Genomic DNA, 18,114 nt, shown 5'->3' with positions numbered 1-18,114 from the left:
TCATCTTGCGGCACAGCGTCGACCTTGTGGGCCGTGGCCAGCCCGGGAGTCTGCCCCGTTGTCACACTGAGCCGTCCCGGTAAGTCCGGAGACTCCCGATCTTGGGAGGATTCGAGTTATGGGACGTGCAAGCAGGTATCCCGCTGAGCTTCGAGAGCGCGCGGTGCGGATGGTGGCCGAGGTCCGCCCGCAGTACCCCTCGGAGTGGGCGGCAATCACCGCGGTGGCCGGCATGTTGGGAATCGGTACTGCGGAGACGCTGCGGACCTGGGTTCGTGGCTCGCAGGTCGATTCCGGTCAGCGACCCGGTGTGACCTCGGCGATGGCCCAGGAGAACAAGGCGTTGCGCCGCGAGATCGCTGAACTGCGCCGCGCCAATGAGATCTTGAAAGCAGCGGCGATTTTCTTCGGGGCCGAGCTCGACCGGCCCGGGAAACGGTGATTCGGTTTATCGCCGAGCACAAGGACTACCAGGTGCCCGGCTCTGATGGTGGGGCCGGGCTTCGCTGGGGTGTCGAGCCCATGTGTGCGGTGCTGTCGGCCAACGGGGTGTCGATCAGCCCGTCGACCTACTACGAGTGGATCAACAAGACCCCGACGCGCCGCCAGGTGCGCGAGGCCGAGCTAGTCGAGATCATCAGCACTCAGCGCAACGACGCCAAGACCGGCAAGTTCGTGCAGACCCTGGGCTCACGCAAGATGTGGATCCGGCTGCGCGGCCAGGGCCACGATGTGGCCCGTTGCACGGTGGAGCGGATCATGCGCGCCCAGGGCTGGGAGGGGGCCCGCTATGGGTCCAAACACAAGACCACGATCAGTGACGACAGCCATGCCCGTTACCCGGATCTGGTCGATCGCCATTTCTGCGCTCCGACGCCAAATCGATTGTGGGTAGCCGACTTTACGTATGTGGCGACCTGGAGCGGTTTTGTCTACGTGGCCTTCGTGATCGATGCGTTCAGCCGTCGCATTCTCGGCTGGAGGGCAGCGAGGTCGATGACCACGCCGCTGGTTCTTGACGCCCTCGAGCACGCATTCTTCACTCGGGCTCAAGAGGGGCACTACGATCTGCGTGGCCTGATTGCGCACAACGACGCCGGCGCCCAGTACACGTCGGTGGCGTTCACGCAGCGGCTCATCGACGAAGGAGTGGACCCCTCGGTCGGGTCGGTCGGCGACGCACTGGACAACGCGCTCGCCGAGACGACCGTCGGTTCGTTCAAGAACGAGCTCATCCATCGGCAAGGCCCGTGGCGCGACGTCAGCCAGGTCGAACTCGCCACCGCCGAATGGGTCGACTGGTTCAACACCGAACGTCCCCACGACTACCTCGACGACTTCACCCCCGCAGCCGTCGAAGCGCTTCACTACGATCACAGGCACACCCCACCGAAGGCGGGGTGATTCAAGGAAATCAGTCCCCGGACTTACCGGGACGGCTCAATCTTTGAGATTGTCACCCCAGCCGGGATGCCGCTCCGATACCCGTGGATCAGCTACCGCAATGACTCTGCGACGAAGGTCGAGGACTTCGACGTACGTGCGGTCCGGTTCTTGTCGAAGCTGATGAATCTGACGAGATCTCACGGGCACCAGGGCGACAGGGCCGTGTTCGCCAAAAAATTTCAAGGTAGGCAGGGCCTGAGACCCGAGAAATTCACTGCAGCAGTGGACGTTCTCAAAAAATACGGAGTCGTGTACGTGGACTCTGACATGATCTACTTTTCCAAGGACTGGGAACAATATCGCTTCGATGGCAAGAGCAGCCCTGGGCAACGTCATCTTGACGATTGCATCGACGCGTGGCGACCGGTGCTAACAGCGATAGGGAACGTCCTGTAGCGCGCCCACCTGTCCCAGTCCCACAGCTACACACAAATCGGGGCCTCCAACGGGTCCGTCGAAGCCATCAATGGCCGCCTAGAACATCTGCGCGGCATCGCCCTGGGTTTTCGTAACCTCAACCACTATATCCTGCGATCCCTGATAGCGTCCCGTGGAGTGGTGGACTTCGGATCGGACGTGGTTCATGCGTCGTGATCGACGAGTCATGGTGAACGCTAAGCGATTTGGTGTTGTTTGGCAAGCGCTTCGGCGGTGTGTTTCTTGGCGATGACGGTGCGTAGTTCGTCCATGGAGACATCGGAGAGATAGCGGCGGGTGACCTGCCATTCGTCGTGGGCTTCGATGACTACCGCCGTCGCCAGGCGCAGGAACGCCGCGGGGTTGGGGAAGATCTCCACGACATCGGCCCGGCGCTTGATCTCCTTGTTCAACCGTTCTATGGGGTTGTTCGACCAGATCTTCTGCCAGTGGGCCTTCGGGAACGCGGTGAACGCCAGCACATCGGTCTTGGCCTCGCCCATCATGGCCGCGACCTTCGGAAACGATTCGGCGAGGGTGTCGGCGACGCGGTCCCACTGGTCGCCGACTCCCTCGGGGTCGGTGTGGGCGAAGATCGTCTTGACCGCCGCGGTCACCGCGGGGGCATGCTTCGCGGCCACGGCGGTGTGCAGGTTACGCATGAAATGCACCCGGCACCGCTGCCACGACGACCCACTGAACTGTTGGGCCACCGCAGCTTTCAAGCCCGCATGGGCATCGGAAATCACCAGGTGCACCCCGGACAGACCACGCGATTTGAGCGAGGCGAGGAACTCCCGCCAGAACTCGAAGGACTCGCTATCGCCGACAGCGGTGCCCAGCACCTCGCGGGTGCCGTCGATCGAGACCCCGGTGGCCACCACCAGGGCCTGGGAGACCACATGCGCCCCGACCCGCACCTTGCAGAACGTGGCGTCGCAGAACACGTACGGAAACTGCGTGTGAGCCAGGCTGCGGGTGCGAAACGCCTCGATCTCGGTATCGAGGCCGGCGCAGATCCGGGAGACCTCCGACTTGGACACCCCGGATTCGACGCCCATCGCGGCTACCAGGTCATCGACGCTGCGCGTGGACACCCCGTGCACGTAGGCCTCCATGATCACCGCGTGCAGGGCCTTGTCGATGCGGCGGCGGCGTTCCAGCAGCGACGGGAAAAACGAGCCGGCCCGCAGCTTGGGGATGCCCACCTCGATATCGCCGGCGGTTGTGGCCACCGTCTTGGGGCGGTGCCCGTTGCGCTGCGTGCTACGCCCGCCGGTGCGCTCGTAGCGGCCGGCCCCGATCGCCTCGGTGGCCTCGGCCTCGATCAGCGCCTGCAGCCCGGCGCGGATCAGCTCAGCGAACACCGCACCGGAGTCGGCGGACTTGAGTGCATCGAGCTGGGCCAGCAGGGCAGAATGGTTCTGGGTCATCGCGTCGTGTGTCTTCCTGTTGAGTCACTTGGTAGGTAACTCACCGATCACTACGCGATGGCCCACCCCAACACCGGCACCGACACACCCGGGACCTTCAACCCTGGCCGGACCGCCTCCCGAAACCCCACCACCCCAGGGGACTTACCCCGATCCCTGACCTGACTTGGGTCACATTCGGTGATTCCTGAAATACGTGGCGCGTTGACCTGGGGTGCCCGGGGCCAAAGGACTCTAAAACACGCCGGACTCATTCACCGGGGGCACGCCAGCTACACTGCCACCTGCACCCACCAATGAACGAATCTCGTTCGCCGTGGACCAGTTCACGAGGTCAACCCAACTCGGTTCAGACGAGTTGCGATCATCGGTGGGGAAGGCCAAATGAATAGCAGGTCGGCTCAGCTAATTAAGAGACCAACCGGGTATAATTCTGCATCGATAATTGCGTTCCGTATATCCCCCAGCCCCGGCCTAAGTTGCGATTCAGGAACATTTACTCTGATCGATTGCCAGTCAACCATGCCCGGCACCGAATCAACGGGCGCCGAATTCAGGAGCCAGGCGGTATCTACAGTGCAGATCTTCTCAAGCGCCCCGTCGCCACCGAGCCTGACGAAGACCAACCGCCAAAGCGGATCGCGAACCATCGTTTCGAACTCATGCCTGCTGAGGTAGATGACATTCTGGTTCAACTTCACCGTTGTCTTAACTTCGAGGTGGAGATCTATAGTGCCTGTAAGGGATATGTCGAACCCGTACCCGTCAGACCAGGCTGCGACATGTTCAACATGACAAGTTGTACAAGTCCGAAGTAACTCGGCGAGTAGACGCTCTCCCGCATCCCCAACGCTTTTGCGGCGGGCTGTATCAATCAAGCCGTGGTGGTGACGTATCAGTGCGTATGCGTAATCCTCGGCTATGCCACAGACTTCGGCCGCCTCGATTGCATCCAGCGGCAATTCTTCGGGAGCCGAAATTACTTGACTCGCATCGGAGAACCAGACTGCGTCCATGATCGCCGCCGTGAAAACCGTCGGACCAGCAGGCAATTGGCCCACGGTAGCAGCAGCTAACTCTATCTCGTGCTGCAGTAGCCATTGACGCGCTTCGTAGTACTGCGACGGGGTCAGATCGGCATATTTCGCGGTGTTGGTAAGGATCGCCTGGCATCGCTCAGGCGAGTTGTGCGGACGCAGCTCAAGCCATCGAAGTGCAGCGCGTAGTAGTGAACTACGTGGAATTGGCATCGAGGTAGCCCAGGATTGCCTGGAAGTCACCGTTGTCTAGACCTGCACCGATTGCCGGCTCTTCGTCCAGATCGGCCAATCGCTGAACTGCCGGGTCATCGAGAATGGTCCCCATGAAGTTCAATTTCGTCTGTAGACGCTGAGAAACGACCTCATCGATTGTCCGCTCGCTGACGAGCACCGTGATGCGGGTCTCGGCGTCGGATGGCAGACCCAGCCTGTGTATCCGGTCCAGACTCTGAAGATACTTGCCAGCTGCAAAGTCGCGGTCGACGTATACGGCGTCGTGGCATTCATGGTGAAGGCTGATGCCCTCGCCGAGGGTCGCCGGATTCGATAGCAGTACAAAGCATCCCGAATCTGCTCGGCGGAATCTCGCGATCTCGTCAGCCCGGTTTGGTGTACCGCCGTGGACGACCGCAGGCGCGTACTCGCGTAGCAACTCAGCCAGGGTGTTGAGGCTGCGAATAAACGTCGACCAAACCAACGTCTTACGTCCTTGAGAAGCGTTCTGTGCAACGATTGCGACGGCCTCTTTGTATTTCGGTGATATCTCGTAGCTCGGCAAGTCGCGCATCAGTAGGGCCAAGTCCGACCCAGCCGGGGGCTCAAGCGGTGGAACCTGGTACGCAAGCGGCTCGTACCTGGTAGTCCCTACCGACAGGAGGGCAGGCGTCGTTGCCGCCATGAGAAGGTAGACAATAATGCGGCCAAGTTGCTGGAAGTCAGTTGACGCCATGGCCGCCCGCGCTGAGTACTGACCGACCAAGGCGTCATATATCTCACGGTGCACCGACGGTAGCTCCAGCACACGCTGCGTGGTGATCGGATCTGGAATCGCTAGTTCGTGTTTCGTAGTGCGCGTAAACAGTGGCTTCAAAACCTGGCTGGCCCGGGCGAGATCGCCTCCAGCAACGGCACGACTGACAACTTGACGCCCGTGTCCAGGCCATACAAAGGCGAAGAGGCTCTCGAGATCTCTGGCGCCGTTTGGCGCCGGGGTTCCCGTAAGAACCAACCGACGACTGGCGAAGGGCGCGATAGTGAGACACGCACTGCCATAGACACCTTCGGCCCCACGCTTCATCCGGTGAGCTTCGTCCAAAATCACCAAGGTGCGGTGCTGCCTGAGCCAAGGAATTATCTGCGGCAACGAACTCTGCAGGCGTTCGTAGTTGAGGATGAGCACGTCTGATGCCGGGTTAATGGCTCCGGTTAGTACCTGCATTTCGAGCGGCGGAGAGAAGCACTCTATGTTTTCGGACTGCCAAGCCTCGTAACTCGATTTCGGTCCTACGATCAACAACTTCTCCGCCTGGCCTGCGAGCTTCATCGCACTGAAGACGGCTAAGCCTACCCGCGTCTTCCCTGCTCCTGGCACCGAAAAATTCGCGCCATGTCGGAGAGACAGAATTCGGGCGATGTCGCGGCATTGGAAATCGGTCAACGCCCCCCGCCAAGCAGTTCCGAGCAGCCCTGACACCAAATTCGGACTCACCTCGGACGCCGAGGCAACAACGTCTTGGGACAGTCGGCCAGCGGCCGTCTGGGAGTCATTGACGACATCCTCGACGAGCTTGGCCAGCGCGGGTTCCCACTCAACCCCTAACGGGTCGGGCCAAGAAGCGAGGGCTGCCAGGTTAATTAGAAGATCGTCCAGTTCGAGCTCAAGAGTTCCAAGCGTTGGCTGGCGGGCACTCGGATAGCGCGTGCTCAATTTCCTGAGATCACCCGTATAGGGTTCTGCCGCTATCAGACGCACCCGCCCGGGCGAGTCAGCGAGAATCAACTCCAGGCTAGCCATCAGCAGGATCGGCTTTGGCAGAGATGACACCAAGTAGCCAGGCAACCCCGTCGCCTGGCTCCGGGAACGTCCTGGCTGCCTCCTTGCCCAGCGCCTGTAGTGCCTTGTGTAATTCAACTACCGCATCATCGAAAGCATCTTCGTCGATGGCCGAAGTTGCCCGCGCCTCGGCCAAATCCTTGACGCAAAGCTGAATGTCGTCGACGGCGTCGGATAGCCTCTCTGGCGCAGCCAGCTTGCGTTTCTGGAGCCGTGCGGCGCGGCCGGCAGGCTCGAGGGCCCGATCAACAGCCTTTTTCGCAGACTCGATCTTGGCGGCGGCTGATGTTATAGATTCCGTGTCAGCGTCGGTACTACGCGCGATCGCACTGGCCTGCAGCAGTTCATTGGCAAAGGCTCGCGCCTTCGCTTCTGCCTGGCCGGCCGTGCTTGTCAGGGTCACACCTTTGAGGCCAGGTATCGAAGTTGGCGCGGAAGGGTCACCAACAGTCTTCGGCTGCAACTCAGGTGGAAGTTTGGCAGCGAGGTAGTCGTCAAAGAAGGTGTCCTCCGCCAAACGCAAATCGGTCTTCGAGAAGCCGAGCACAAGAAGCGCAAGCCGTGTTTCCTTCAACGCCTCGGCGGCGCTCGGGTCCGTCAGGGCAAGCTTCTGGTAAACGCGGTGCAGTTCGTGAAGCTTCTCTTTATGATCCTCGAAATCAATCAACCGCAGGGAAGATCCCCCCACCGCTTTGCTCCGCTCAATGGCTTCCACAATTGTCGCATACACCCATCGATCCTTCTCAAGGGTTTTTGTCTTAATATGGAATTGTCGAGCTATATCCTCGGGCGCCCTGCCACGCTCCAGCTGTTCGTTGATCGCAAGGAGTTGGTTAATGTAAGAGTAGTCCCGCCGATACTCTTTTCGCAGCTGGAGAGAAAGTTCGACCTCGTTGATATCGTCCCAAGTTGCGGACTCTGGCAGTACAGCAACTCGGATATGCTGTTCATTTAGTTCACGGAGCGCCGCGCAGCGTGTATTGCCATTTACAAGCACTCCTTCGACAGTTATAAGGCCAGGGTCCTTCTGCCCAAATGTTTCCAAATTGTCGCGAAGAGCAATGAAATCTGGATCGACCTTATCAGGCGCGGATGGCAGGCATTTAAGCAAGTAATCCAAGTAGCCTTGAGCCTTCTCGCTCCACGGATTCGCGTAGAGCTCGTGATCCAACTCTGGGTTCATGCTGCGCTGCGCACGAATGCGGTGGGTGTCGGGATTGTAAAGCAGTGACTGTGTCGGCATCGAAATCACGTGCAGATGCTTGGTGCCCCCGCGCCATTCGACTGTCAGCCGCTCACCGTCGCTGTCGATTGCATCACACAGACGAGCGTTGACCATCTCCTTGATGCTGTCTCGCTCCGGTGGCAGAACGTAGTTCATCCGCAGTCTCCTTGATTCCCCTCGACGTGTCTCGAGGACATACTTACCAGAGCAATCGGACAAATATGGAACATTGCCCGCCGACGGTCGGCTCGCTCGCTGGCGAGCGTGTCAAGATCTCCTGATGGAGACTCCACGACTCGACGACTCCCGCTTCCAGAAGGCCGGCACGATGGTTAAGGGTGCGCTCTGGCTGGCGAACCAGGTTGGTATCGGCAACACCTTTACAAAAGAGCAGCTCCGGCAGGCGTTCCCCGGCATCTCCCAGATTGACCGCCGCATTCGGGATCTTCGGGACTATGGATGGGTCATTCGCAGCCACACCGAGGATGCGTCCCTGCGGCCGGAAGAGCAGCGTTTTGTGAAACAAGGCCTGCGAGTGTGGGATCCTGCTGAGCGGCGCAAGGGCGGAGCCTCGATACTTCCAGCCAAGGAACGACGAGACGTACTCGAAAGGGACGGCTATCAATGCACCATCTGTGGCATCGCTGGGGGCGAAACCTATCCTGACCGTGACTACGAGACCGCGGTTCTCGCGGTTACTAGATTGTCTGCGTCAGAATCGAGCGGGAGTTTAGATCATTTCGTAACGCAATGCCGCAGATGTAAATCGGGCCAGGCTGGGGCGGGCCCCAATGACATTCAGATTCTGCTTTCGAATATCCGCGCGCTATCCGAAGAAGACCATCAGCGCCTCGTCCTTTGGGTGAGGCGAGATCGACGCGGCCCGACCCCACTCGACCGGGTGTGGACCTCGTATCGGCAGTTGCCCGCTGACTTGCGGAACCGAGTTAAAGACGAAATCACCGAGTAATCAGCGTCCCACAGCCGCCGCTGTGATGCTGTTAGTCAGTATCATGCCAGAACTAAATTATCGCGGATGGCTTACTCGCGATACGACACCCTCGACCAACCTCAGGCGCCGACACGACAGGGTCACCGGGGCGTGCCACCACCCAGAGTTCGCCACCAATTTCAGCGGCGGGATTGGTGCGGCCCGGAGAGGCCGGAATTACCCGCGCAGCAACGAATTCGCCTTTCCGCGGCACTGGTAGCCCCAGTGCGCCGGCGACCAGTGGATCGTTCTCCTGATGTCCCAGAACCAATATACCCTCGGACCGCAGGGCCGTTCTAGCACCCCCATTGCCCCGTGCTCGTTTCATGAAATCGTCTTGCTGCGCGACAGTCGCCAGCTCGGAGCGACGGACGATTTGCCCGTGCACTCTGCGAAATAGTTCGTTGACTCGCGCCTGGCCGTGCCTGCCACTCCTCGACCGTGCATTGAATATCGAGTCCCGCGTCGCTGAGTCAAGCTGATAAAACAAGTTCGGCGCCAAGCCCGGATGATCCGGCCAGAGCCATCGAATTGCCTGACGCCCGAACACTGACAGCGACGTCTTCCCATCACGGTTCTGCGCAGGACGTGTTGCATCGGGGACCACTCGCACGACGCCAGCTCGCCAAGTCGATGCCTCGTCATTCGCAGTTAAGAGCAGGGCGACCTGATCGATGACCTCCGGGGGCAACATCCATCCGAACGCCTTCATCGAGTACTTGCAGTCAACCTGGAAACCCACAATCCGATAGTCGGTCGTGTCACCATCGTCGAAGTCGAACTCACGGTGCAGGTTGATCTCCACAAGTGTTCCCATGTGAGTCTTTTCAGTCTTGTGGAGGTCGTTGAAGTTCCAGCGGCCGGTGCGCTGACCGTCATACAGCTGATCGAAAGTATCGCGGAGCACGACGGCCACCCGATCACCGGTGGGGTCCAGCCTGTAAAGCTCATCGATGACAGCGTCGAGTTCCGGATCAGGCCGGGACGGCCACGCGACATCAATCACCCAATCCGCCTTTGCAGTCTCTGATCGCAAAGGGTAGTCCCAAGATCCAGCCAACCACATGGGAGACACGACCGTCGCTCCGCGGAGCCACGCTGCGGACGTCGTCCTATGCGCTAGCCACGGCGCGAAGGTTGGTCAGCCGCTGTTTTCGCCTTGCGGCGCGCCCGGTAATCGCGGACCGGATTGCCAACCCAACTGCCTCCGCGACCGGCGGCGGGAATGCATTACCGATCTGGCGGTACGCCGCAGTCTTGCGACCGAAGAAGCGCCATTCTCGCGGGAATCCCTGTATCGCTGCAGCCATTTCGAGGGTCAGCCGCGGTACATGGCCAATCGGCGTGAGTTCATCAGGTCCGTGATCCGCGAGCCCCTTGCCATCAACACCAAGTTCGAGCCAGGCTGCACGCGCGCGTGTCGGCCCGAGGTCAGGTCCGCCATGTTTACGCGATCCGCCAACGATGGTTGGACCAATGCCATCAGCACGTTCCGCCCACAAATCTGCACCCGGCCATCCGTCACGAGCCATCAGGTTGTGAAGCGTTTCGCCAACCGTGGGTGGCGCGCCCCGGGCACCGGGCCAGGCGAATCGGCCGAAGAACTCGGGCCGCACAGCTACCAAGATGAATCGGGGTCGAAGCTGTGGAACGCCGAATTCGCTGGCATTGAGCACTTGCCAGTCACACTCGTAACCCAGTTCGTGGAGTCGCGTCTTGATCGAGTTCCGGTACGCGTGAAACTTGGCGGTCGATAGTCCCCGAACGTTCTCCAGCATGACCGCCCGGGGCTGAGCTTCTGCAACGAGGCGAAGCGCCTCAGGAAACAGATCACGCTCGTCGTCCTGGCCTAGTTGTTTTCCGGCGATCGAGAATGGCGGGCACGGAACTCCGCCTGCCAGAAGATCGATACCGCGGTACGCAGTCCCGTCGATCTGGCGGACATCGCCTTCGTGGATCTTCCAGGACGGACGATTGAGCCGCAGTGTCTGGCAAGCGTCAGGTTCGATTTCGACGGCGAGTTCATGGCCGAAGCCGGCCCACTCCAAGCCGAGCGACTGTCCGCCGGCGCCAGCGCAAATTTCCAGACAACTTAATTGGCTGGCCACCTCATCCCCCTTCCATCACTCGAACAAACGTTCGATATAAACATTATCGCGGGAGCGCTCGGCTCGTCAAACCCCTGCCGACGTACCGTATCGGCATGAGCGAGGCGGACCACGTTGGCGCGCCGGAGAACGCCCAAGCCCAGGGCTACGTCACGCCGCCGGGTCGCTCCCGCAATATGGCCGCCATCCGGCGGCGCGACACCAAGCCCGAATCCATGGTCCGCTCGAGACTGCATCGGAGGGGTTACCGCTTTCTCAAGGACCATCCGGTCAGAGTGGAAGGCAGGCTCATCCGCCCAGACATTGTCTTTACCAAGCGCCGCGTCGCCGTTTTCGTCGACGGGTGCTTCTGGCACAGCTGCCCGCAGCACAGCCGCAGACCCCGCGTCAACGACGACTACTGGTTGCCGAAACTCGAAGGCAACGCAGCCCGCGATCGCGCACAGACCGGGGTACTGCGAGCCGCCGGCTGGACAGTCCTCCGGTTCTGGGAGCACGAAGACCTCGACGCGATCATTGCCGACATAGAATCCGCACTCGGCCCTCCCTAATCACAAACCCCTGACCCATAGCCCCTCACGCCTCGGCCCCGTCCCCTGTACGACCTCGCTACCCACACGCCCGCCACCCCTGTCCCACACTCGACCGCCGCCTTCCCGGCACGCCAGATCGTCTGGACCCCATCCGGTCCCTCGAGCCGTTCACCCTCCGCGTAACCACCCCACCTGCACACCCGCCCCACCCTCGGTACCGTTGCCGGAGTGGCTGCCTTCCGACGACTCCCACTCAAAACCCTGCTCACCCGCCTGGGCTTCGCGGCCCTCGCGATGACAGTCCTGGCGGGCATCGTGTGGGCCACCCGCGCCCAGCCGGTGCGACAGCTCATCCCGCTGCCGCCGGCCGAGGCGATCGGTCCCGGGGTCGGCATCAATATCTCCGCCCCCGGCAGCGCCGAGGCCACCAGCTGCACGGCGGGCTTCCTGGTGCGCACCAAAGACGGCCGGCCGGGACTGTTGTCGGCGGGGCACTGCAACAAGCCCGGCGGCTCCGGCACGGTGGCCATCCACCACGGCGCCCTCTACCCCACCGTCGGCGCCTTCACCGCGAGCGTCTACGACGGCAAAGATGGCAACAACATCGGCCTGATCACCCTGGACGACCCCGACAAATTCCCGCTGACGCCCGAGATCGACGGACACCCGGTAATCGGCGTCGCTGACCGCGTCGAAATCGGCGACACGCTCTGCCACTTGGGAGTCCGCACCGGCGAGCCGGTGTGCGGGCCGGTGGCCGCCAGTGAGAAGAACAAGGTGACGTTCGCCGCGGCCGGCACCTGTGGCGATTCCGGCGGCCCGGCCTACCGGATGCGCCCCGACGGCACCGCAGAAGCGGTCGGCATCCTCACCGCGGAGCCCGACGGTGGGGACCCCGACACGGCGTGTGCGGAACCACACGAGTCCTCCGTCGCGCAGCTGATCAAGCCGTGGCTGCAGGCCTGGCAACTCACACTGGTCACCACCACGTAAAGATCCCCTACCGCAGCCGTCCCGCACGCGCGACACTGAACCGGACCGGACGCTGCGCCGTGTCACTTCCGGGAGGCTGGTGCATGGGTAGAGGAAGACCAGCGGCAGATCGGTACTCGACCGCGGCCACGCCGCGGCCGGACACTTCTGCGCGTACGGGCCGGGCCTGACCGGCCATGACCACCGACGACCAGGCCCGGCCCCGCCTGAGCAGTGCTTGGAACACCACGCATCGCGCCTTCGCACCGGACCGAGCCATGGTCGCCGCCGCGCTGGCGCAGCTCTCCTCCGAACACCGGGCCCTGCTACGTCGTGCCTACTACTACGGCTGGAGCACCGAGCAGATCGCGGTCGATCTGGACATCGCGGAAGGCAGCGTGAAGACGCAACTGCACTACGCGCTACGGACACTGCAACAGACACTGCGAGATATGGGAACGGTGCAATGACGTTCGACCACGAGTACGGCATGTGGGACGCCGCCTACGTGCTGGGGTCACTCTCGGATTCCGACCATGACGAGTTCGAGACACACCTGGACGAGTGCCCGTTCTGCCAGGACGCGGTCAGCGAGCTGTCCGAGATGCCGGCAGTGCTGTCGCTGCTGGATGAGGACGACTTCACCGAATCCAACTACGTGACAGCCGACGGCGAGCTCAGCGCGGGTCTCACAGCCGCGCGGGCCGGTACCGCCCGTCAGGTGAACGGCGCTGCGGAACATCAACAGTCCGGTGCATCGGTGGCGGTCATCCAGCCGCCGGAGACGGTCTTCCCGATCTTCCGGCCCGGCAACTACGCCCCGGTCCCCGACGAGCTCACCGCTTTCGACCTGCCGGTCGAGGGCAGTATCCCGCCCGAACTGAACGGCTGGTATCTGCGCAACGGCCCCAACCCGCGCGACGCGGGCGGGCACTGGTGCACCGGCGATGGCATGGTCCACGGCGTCCGGCTGGAGAACGGCCGGGCCGCCTGGTACCGCAACCGCTGGGTGCGCACCGAGAGCTTCGAACAGCCCCTGCCGCTACTCAACCCCGACGGCAGTCGCAACCTGCACGCCAGCGTCGCCAACACCCACGTGATCCGCCACGCCGGCAAAACGCTTGCGCTGATGGACGCCTCGCTGCCCTACGAGATCACCAACGACCTTCAGACGCTGGGCGTCTACGACTTCGCCGGCAAGCTGGCCGATCCGATGGCGCCTCACCCCAAGATCTGCCCCGCCACCGGCGAGATGCATTTCTTCGGCCACGGCGGCCTCGCCGAGCCGCACGTCAACTACTACCGCACCAGCGCCGACGGCACCTTGACCATCCGCCGCCCGATCGACGTTCCCGGGCTGACCCTGATGCACGACTTCGCGCTCACCGCGCAGCATGTGGTGTTCCTGGACCTACCGTTGGTGTTCAACCTGCAGGTTGCGCTCACCCGGCCCATCGAACGCGACCTGCCGTACCGGTGGGACGACGACTACGGCGCGCGCCTGGGGGTGCTGCGCCGCGATGACCCCTTCGGTCCGGTTCGCTGGTTCGACATCGACCCGTGTTACGTCTTCCACGTCGCCAACGCCTTCGACGTGTCGGCGGCCCAGGGTGACGCGATCGTGATGCAGGTGGTTCGCTACCCGGAAATCTGGCGCGACAGCAGCGATTTCGAGACCGACGCCGCGCTGTGGCGCTGGACGATCGACTTGGACGCCGGCGTCGTACACGAGGTGCAACTCGACGACCGCGACATCGAGTTCCCCCGCGTCGACGACCGGCGGGTCGGCACCCAGGCCCGTTACGCCGTCGCTGTCAGCACAGACGGTCTGGTCCGCTACGACCTGACGCGCGACAGCGCCGAGGTCTACCGGTTCGGCGTCAACGGCATGGCCGGCGCACCCGACGAGGCGGTGTTCGCCCCGGCACCGGGACAGACCGACGAGTCGGCCGGCTGGTATCTGACCTACGTCTACAGCCCGGTCCGCGAGTGCAGCGAGCTGGTGATCGTCAGCGCATCGGAGTTCGACGCCGAACCGGTCGCCCGGGTACGGCTGCCGCGGCGCGTTCCGCACGGTTTTCACGGCAGCTGGATCCCAGACTGAGGCGCCACATCATGAACCCGCCAAGCACCCACGTCGTGTCACTAGGCAGGAGGTGATCAGCTTGCCTCGCATTGGCATACCACCGGACCACGAAGCCGCGCTGATGAAAGCGCTCTACGACGAGCACGCCGCGGTGTTGTGGCGCTATGCGCTGCGCCTGACCGGCGACGCCAGCCGCGCCGAAGACGTGGTGCAGGAGACCCTGCTGCGTGCCTGGCAGCACCCGGAGGTCATCGGCGACACCGAGCGGTCACCACGGGCCTGGCTGTGCACCGTGGCGCGCAACATGATCATCGACGAACGGCGCAGTGCCCAGTTCCGCCACGTCGTCGCCTCGCTCGACGAGTCGACCACGCCGGAGCAACCCACCCGCGAAGAGGTGGACACCGCCCTGGACCGGATGTTGATCGCCGATGCCATGACCAGGCTGTCAGCGGAGCACCGGGCGGTGATCGAACGGTCGTATTACCGTGGATGGAGTACGGGGCAGACTGCCGAAGACCTGGGGATCGCCGAAGGAACGGTGAAATCACGCCTGCACTACGCGGTGCGGGCTCTGCGACTCGCCCTGCAGGAGATGGGGGTGACACGATGACATCGCCACGAGACATCGGCCCGGCCTGCGGTCCGGCCGAGGACCAGCACCCGTACGCCATGTGGGATGCCGCCTATGTGCTCGGTTCGCTGTCAGCGGCCGACCGCCGGGAATTCGAGGGACACCTGGCCAACTGCCCGCAGTGCCGGGACGCCGTCACCGAGATCAGCGGCGTGCCCGCCCTGCTGTCGCAGCTCGACGGCAACTGTGTGGCGGCGATCAACGACTCCGACGCCGCCGAGCCGCGCCCGCCGGCCAACCTGCTGCCGGCACTGTTGACCGAGGTGCACCGGCGGCGCCGACGCGCCCGGCTGATGACGTGGACGGCGTCGGCTGCGGCGGCCGCCGTGCTCGGGATCGGTGTCCTGATCGGCATCGGCTCATCGACGACGCCGTCCCCGCGCCACGATGCGGTGCCGATGGCGCAGGTGGGAACGACGGCGCTGGCCTCGACGGTGGCGGTCAAGAGCGAGTCCTGGGGCAGCTTGATCGACTTGAGCTGCGTCTGCCTGGCACCGGTGAACGCCCCCCACGACACCCTGGCGCTGGTGGTGGTCGGCCGCGACGGCAGCCAGACCCGACTGGCGACCTGGGTTGCCGAGCCCGGGCACACCGCGACGCCGGTCGGCAGCATCTCGACACCCTCAGATCAAATCGCCTCGGTCCAAGTGGTTTCAGCGGACAACGGGCAGGTCCTCCTGGAGCGCACGCTGTAAACACCCCGGGCCAGGCTGCTTCGAACCAATGCCCGCCGGAAACCGTGTCAATGACATCGTCACGAGTTAGGCGGGCAGATGTCCAGGATCGCTTCCGTGGTCGATTTCATGGTCGCCCAGCTGGCGGCCATGGGAGTCGGTCACATCTTCGGCGTCGACGGCGCGAATATCGAAGATCTTTACGACGCGGCGTATTTCCGTCCCGACATCACGGCGGTGCTGGCCAAACATGAGTTCTCGGCCGCCACCATGGCCGACGGCTACAGCCGCAGCGGCGCGGGGCTGGGGGTGGTCGCCGCGACGTCGGGCGGGGGCGCCCTGAACCTGGTGGCCGGGCTCGGCGAATCCTTGGCCAGTCGGGTTCCGGTGCTCGCGCTGGTGGGCCAGGCCCCGAGCACCTTGGACGGCCGGGGCAGTTTCCAAGACACCAGCGGCCGCAACGGCGCACTCGACGCGCAGGCCTTGTTCTCGGCGGTGTCGGTGTTCTGCGAGCGGGTGATCGACCCCGAAGACATCGTGACCGCCTTGCCCCGTGCGATCGCCGCGGCACGCACCGGTGGGCCCGCGGTGCTGTTGCTGCCCAAGGACGTTCAGCGGGCCACCGTCACGGCCAGCCCATACCGCGACAGCGGCAACACCGGCGGCGATCCTGCGGTGATCAGCGACCCGCATCCGGTCATCCACACGCTGCGCAACGCCCATGGGCCGGTGACGATCATCGCCGGCGAACAGGTGGCCCGCGACGATGCCCGCATCGAACTCGAGGACCTGCGGGCACTACTGCGCGCACGGGTGGTGTGCGTCCCCGACGCGAAGGATGTCTCGGGAACCTCGGGGCTGGGCTCGTCGTCGGCACTGGGTGTGGCCGGCATCATGGGCCACCCCTCGGTCATCGATGCCCTGACCGGCAGTGCGGTGTGCCTGGTGGTGGGCACCCGACTGTCGCTGACCGCCCGCGGCGGCCTCGAGGCGGCGCTGAGCTCCGTGCGCACCCTCTCGATCGGTTCGGCGCCGCCGTACGTTCCGTGCACCCACGTGCAGACGGCTGACCTGCGGGCGTCCCTGCGGTCGATCTGCCGGGAGCTCTCGGGCGCCGGGCGCCCCAGGTGGCTGCGGGTGCCCGAGACGGTGCCCCACACCGAGCTGAATCCGCCGCCGTACACCGGCCCGGGCGTGCGCTATCGCGACGCGATGGCCGTGCTGGACCAAGCGTTGCCCGCCGGGACCGACATCGTCGTCGACGCGGGCAATACCGGCGCTGCGGCCATCCACTACCTGCCGCCGCGGCGCGACGGCCGTTTCCTGGTCGCACTGGGGATGGGCGGGATGGGCTACAGCTTCGGAGCCGGGATCGGGATGGCGTTCGGCCGCGGTCGGCGCACCGTGGTGATCGCCGGCGACGGCGCGTTCTTCATGCACGGCATGGAGATCCACACCGCCGTGCAGTACCGGCTTCCGGTGCTGTTCGTGCTGCTGAACAACAACGCGCACGCCATGTGCGTCACCCGCGAGCAGCTGTTCTACGACGGCTTCTACAGCTACAACCGCTTCACGCCCAGCCAGCTCGGTGACGGCCTGGCGTCGATGTTCCCGGGGCTCAGCGCGATCGACGTCGACGACCCGGGCACATTCGGCGCGGTCGTGGAGTCGGCGTTGGACCGTGAGGGGCCCTCGGTGATCAGCGTCGAATGCGCAGCCGACGAGATACCGCCGTTCGCGCCGTTCCTCTCCGCCGAAGCGTCACCGAAAACCACTGCCCCAGTGCGGCATAACGGCACAGTTCCAACCCACAAGGAGGATCAATTCGATGTCGCTACCAGCCCTCGCTGATATCAGCGTCCACACCGGGACGCCCGGGCCTATCGACGGCTTGGTGCGGGTCGAGACCAGTCCCCGGGAGGTCGCCACCCCGATCATCATGGAGATGATGCATTCGGTCTACCCCCACGACGTGGTGTTCGGCGACTACTGCACCGTCAACGACTACATCGACTGTCCCCCAGATGAATTGTTCGACTACCTCTCCGATACGCGATGCCTGGAAGAGTGGACCTACAGCCTGCGCGGCTTCACCCCCACCGACGAACCAGGCCTCTGGCTCGCCTACGACCGACTGGGTTCGGAGACCAAGATCTACACCCGCACCGTCTCCAACCGGGAAGCCCTCACGGTGGACTACCACTGCGCCTGGGACCAGCCCGACCACCTGTGGATGGTCTACCTGATCCGGATCGTCGACGCCCAGGTGGTGCTGAACAAGCCCGGATCGGTTGTGCTGTGGACTAATTGCCACCACCCGTTCTACGACCACAACCCCTATCCGGACACCGCGCCACCCCAGCGCCCGGTGTGGGTTGGCGACTTCTGGGACATGTTCAGTGCCGGTCACCTCCTGGAACTGAAGAATCTGAAGGCGATTGCCGAATACCGGCACCACAACGGTCTGCCGGTCACCCCATTCTGGATGCGATGAGGCGAAAC

The 18,114-nt window shown here is 63.3% G+C and carries 17 protein-coding genes; 11 read left to right on the top strand and 6 right to left on the bottom strand.

Annotated features, from left to right (window positions below; translation table 11 throughout):
• The first annotated feature begins 118 nt into the window (after nt 1-118).
• Nucleotides 119-1,404 (top strand): IS3 family transposase gene (locus K3U94_RS03525; RefSeq protein ID WP_109559621.1). Its coding sequence is split into 2 segments (ribosomal slippage): nt 119-401 and nt 401-1,404, totalling 1,287 coding nucleotides; the frame shifts between segments, so codons are not numbered across the junction.
• 447 nt (nt 1,405-1,851) lie between these two features.
• Nucleotides 1,852-2,040: a transposase gene (locus tag K3U94_RS03520; RefSeq protein WP_286672157.1), complete on the top strand. Its 189-nt coding sequence runs from the start codon at nt 1,852-1,854 to the stop codon at nt 2,038-2,040.
• Nucleotides 2,041-2,060: 20 nt separating this feature from the next.
• On the opposite strand, the gene K3U94_RS03515 is transcribed toward K3U94_RS03520, so the two are convergent.
• The 4 genes from K3U94_RS03515 to K3U94_RS03500 form a co-directional block, all read right to left on the bottom strand.
• On the bottom strand, nt 2,061-3,296 hold the full coding sequence (locus K3U94_RS03515; protein WP_220694712.1) for an IS256 family transposase: 1,236 nt from the start codon (nt 3,294-3,296) through the stop codon (nt 2,061-2,063).
• 401 nt (nt 3,297-3,697) lie between these two features.
• A complete protein-coding gene (locus K3U94_RS03510; RefSeq protein ID WP_220695591.1) occupies nt 3,698-4,546 on the bottom strand; it encodes a protein NO VEIN domain-containing protein in 849 nt (282 codons plus the stop codon).
• The gene (locus K3U94_RS03505; protein WP_220695590.1) at nt 4,530-6,350 is read right to left on the bottom strand and encodes a DEAD/DEAH box helicase; all 1,821 of its coding nucleotides are present in this window, start codon (nt 6,348-6,350) and stop codon (nt 4,530-4,532) included. The genes K3U94_RS03510 and K3U94_RS03505 overlap by 17 nt, the downstream gene beginning before the upstream one ends.
• Complete coding sequence (locus K3U94_RS03500) at nt 6,343-7,770, bottom strand: hypothetical protein (RefSeq protein WP_220695589.1); 1,428 nt, start codon at nt 7,768-7,770, stop codon at nt 6,343-6,345. Before K3U94_RS03500 ends, K3U94_RS03505 begins: the two co-directional genes overlap by 8 nt.
• Before the next feature lie 124 nt (nt 7,771-7,894).
• Here K3U94_RS03500 and K3U94_RS03495 point away from each other — a divergent pair, with 124 nt between their 5' ends.
• Nucleotides 7,895-8,584 carry a KpnI family restriction enzyme N-terminal domain-containing protein gene (locus K3U94_RS03495; RefSeq protein WP_220695588.1) on the top strand — a complete coding sequence of 230 codons (690 nt, stop codon included), beginning with the start codon at nt 7,895-7,897 and terminating at the stop codon, nt 8,582-8,584.
• A 52-nt stretch (nt 8,585-8,636) separates the two neighbouring features.
• Here the strand turns inward: K3U94_RS03495 and K3U94_RS03490 are convergent, their stop codons facing one another.
• The gene (locus K3U94_RS03490; protein ID WP_220695587.1) at nt 8,637-9,611 is read right to left on the bottom strand and encodes a NaeI family type II restriction endonuclease; all 975 of its coding nucleotides are present in this window, start codon (nt 9,609-9,611) and stop codon (nt 8,637-8,639) included.
• Nucleotides 9,612-9,717: 106 nt separating this feature from the next.
• On the bottom strand, nt 9,718-10,713 hold the full coding sequence (locus tag K3U94_RS03485; RefSeq protein WP_220695586.1) for a DNA cytosine methyltransferase: 996 nt from the start codon (nt 10,711-10,713) through the stop codon (nt 9,718-9,720).
• Nucleotides 10,714-10,808: 95 nt separating this feature from the next.
• On the opposite strand from K3U94_RS03485, the gene K3U94_RS03480 reads away from it, so the two are divergent.
• From K3U94_RS03480 to K3U94_RS03445, 8 genes are all read left to right on the top strand, one after another.
• Nucleotides 10,809-11,264, top strand: a complete 456-nt coding sequence (locus K3U94_RS03480; protein WP_220695585.1) for a very short patch repair endonuclease — start codon at nt 10,809-10,811, stop codon at nt 11,262-11,264.
• A 210-nt stretch (nt 11,265-11,474) separates the two neighbouring features.
• Nucleotides 11,475-12,239 (top strand): S1 family peptidase, encoded by a 765-nt coding sequence (locus tag K3U94_RS03475; RefSeq protein WP_220695584.1) that lies wholly within the window; start codon nt 11,475-11,477, stop codon nt 12,237-12,239.
• Nucleotides 12,240-12,415: 176 nt separating this feature from the next.
• Entirely contained in the window at nt 12,416-12,688 is a 273-nt protein-coding gene (locus tag K3U94_RS03470) for a sigma factor-like helix-turn-helix DNA-binding protein (RefSeq protein ID WP_220695583.1), read from the top strand.
• The gene (locus tag K3U94_RS03465) at nt 12,685-14,322 is read left to right on the top strand and encodes a carotenoid oxygenase family protein (RefSeq protein WP_220695582.1); all 1,638 of its coding nucleotides are present in this window, start codon (nt 12,685-12,687) and stop codon (nt 14,320-14,322) included. The genes K3U94_RS03470 and K3U94_RS03465 overlap by 4 nt, the downstream gene beginning before the upstream one ends.
• A gap of 103 nt (nt 14,323-14,425) precedes the next feature.
• Complete coding sequence (locus K3U94_RS03460; RefSeq protein WP_047320957.1) at nt 14,426-14,917, top strand: sigma-70 family RNA polymerase sigma factor; 492 nt, start codon at nt 14,426-14,428, stop codon at nt 14,915-14,917.
• Nucleotides 14,914-15,633, top strand: a complete 720-nt coding sequence (locus K3U94_RS03455) for an anti-sigma factor family protein (RefSeq protein WP_220695581.1) — start codon at nt 14,914-14,916, stop codon at nt 15,631-15,633. Before K3U94_RS03460 ends, K3U94_RS03455 begins: the two co-directional genes overlap by 4 nt.
• Before the next feature lie 78 nt (nt 15,634-15,711).
• Entirely contained in the window at nt 15,712-17,463 is a 1,752-nt protein-coding gene (locus K3U94_RS03450; protein ID WP_220695580.1) for a thiamine pyrophosphate-binding protein, read from the top strand.
• The gene (locus K3U94_RS03445) at nt 17,441-18,106 is read left to right on the top strand and encodes an SRPBCC family protein (protein WP_220695579.1); all 666 of its coding nucleotides are present in this window, start codon (nt 17,441-17,443) and stop codon (nt 18,104-18,106) included. Before K3U94_RS03450 ends, K3U94_RS03445 begins: the two co-directional genes overlap by 23 nt.
• Nucleotides 18,107-18,114 lie beyond the last annotated feature (8 nt).

This window comes from Mycolicibacter heraklionensis (genome assembly GCF_019645815.1).
GTDB lineage: Bacteria > Actinomycetota > Actinomycetes > Mycobacteriales > Mycobacteriaceae > Mycobacterium > Mycobacterium heraklionense.
The sequence above is the reverse complement of the archived record's forward strand: the minus strand, read 5'-3'. Positions and strand labels throughout refer to the sequence as shown.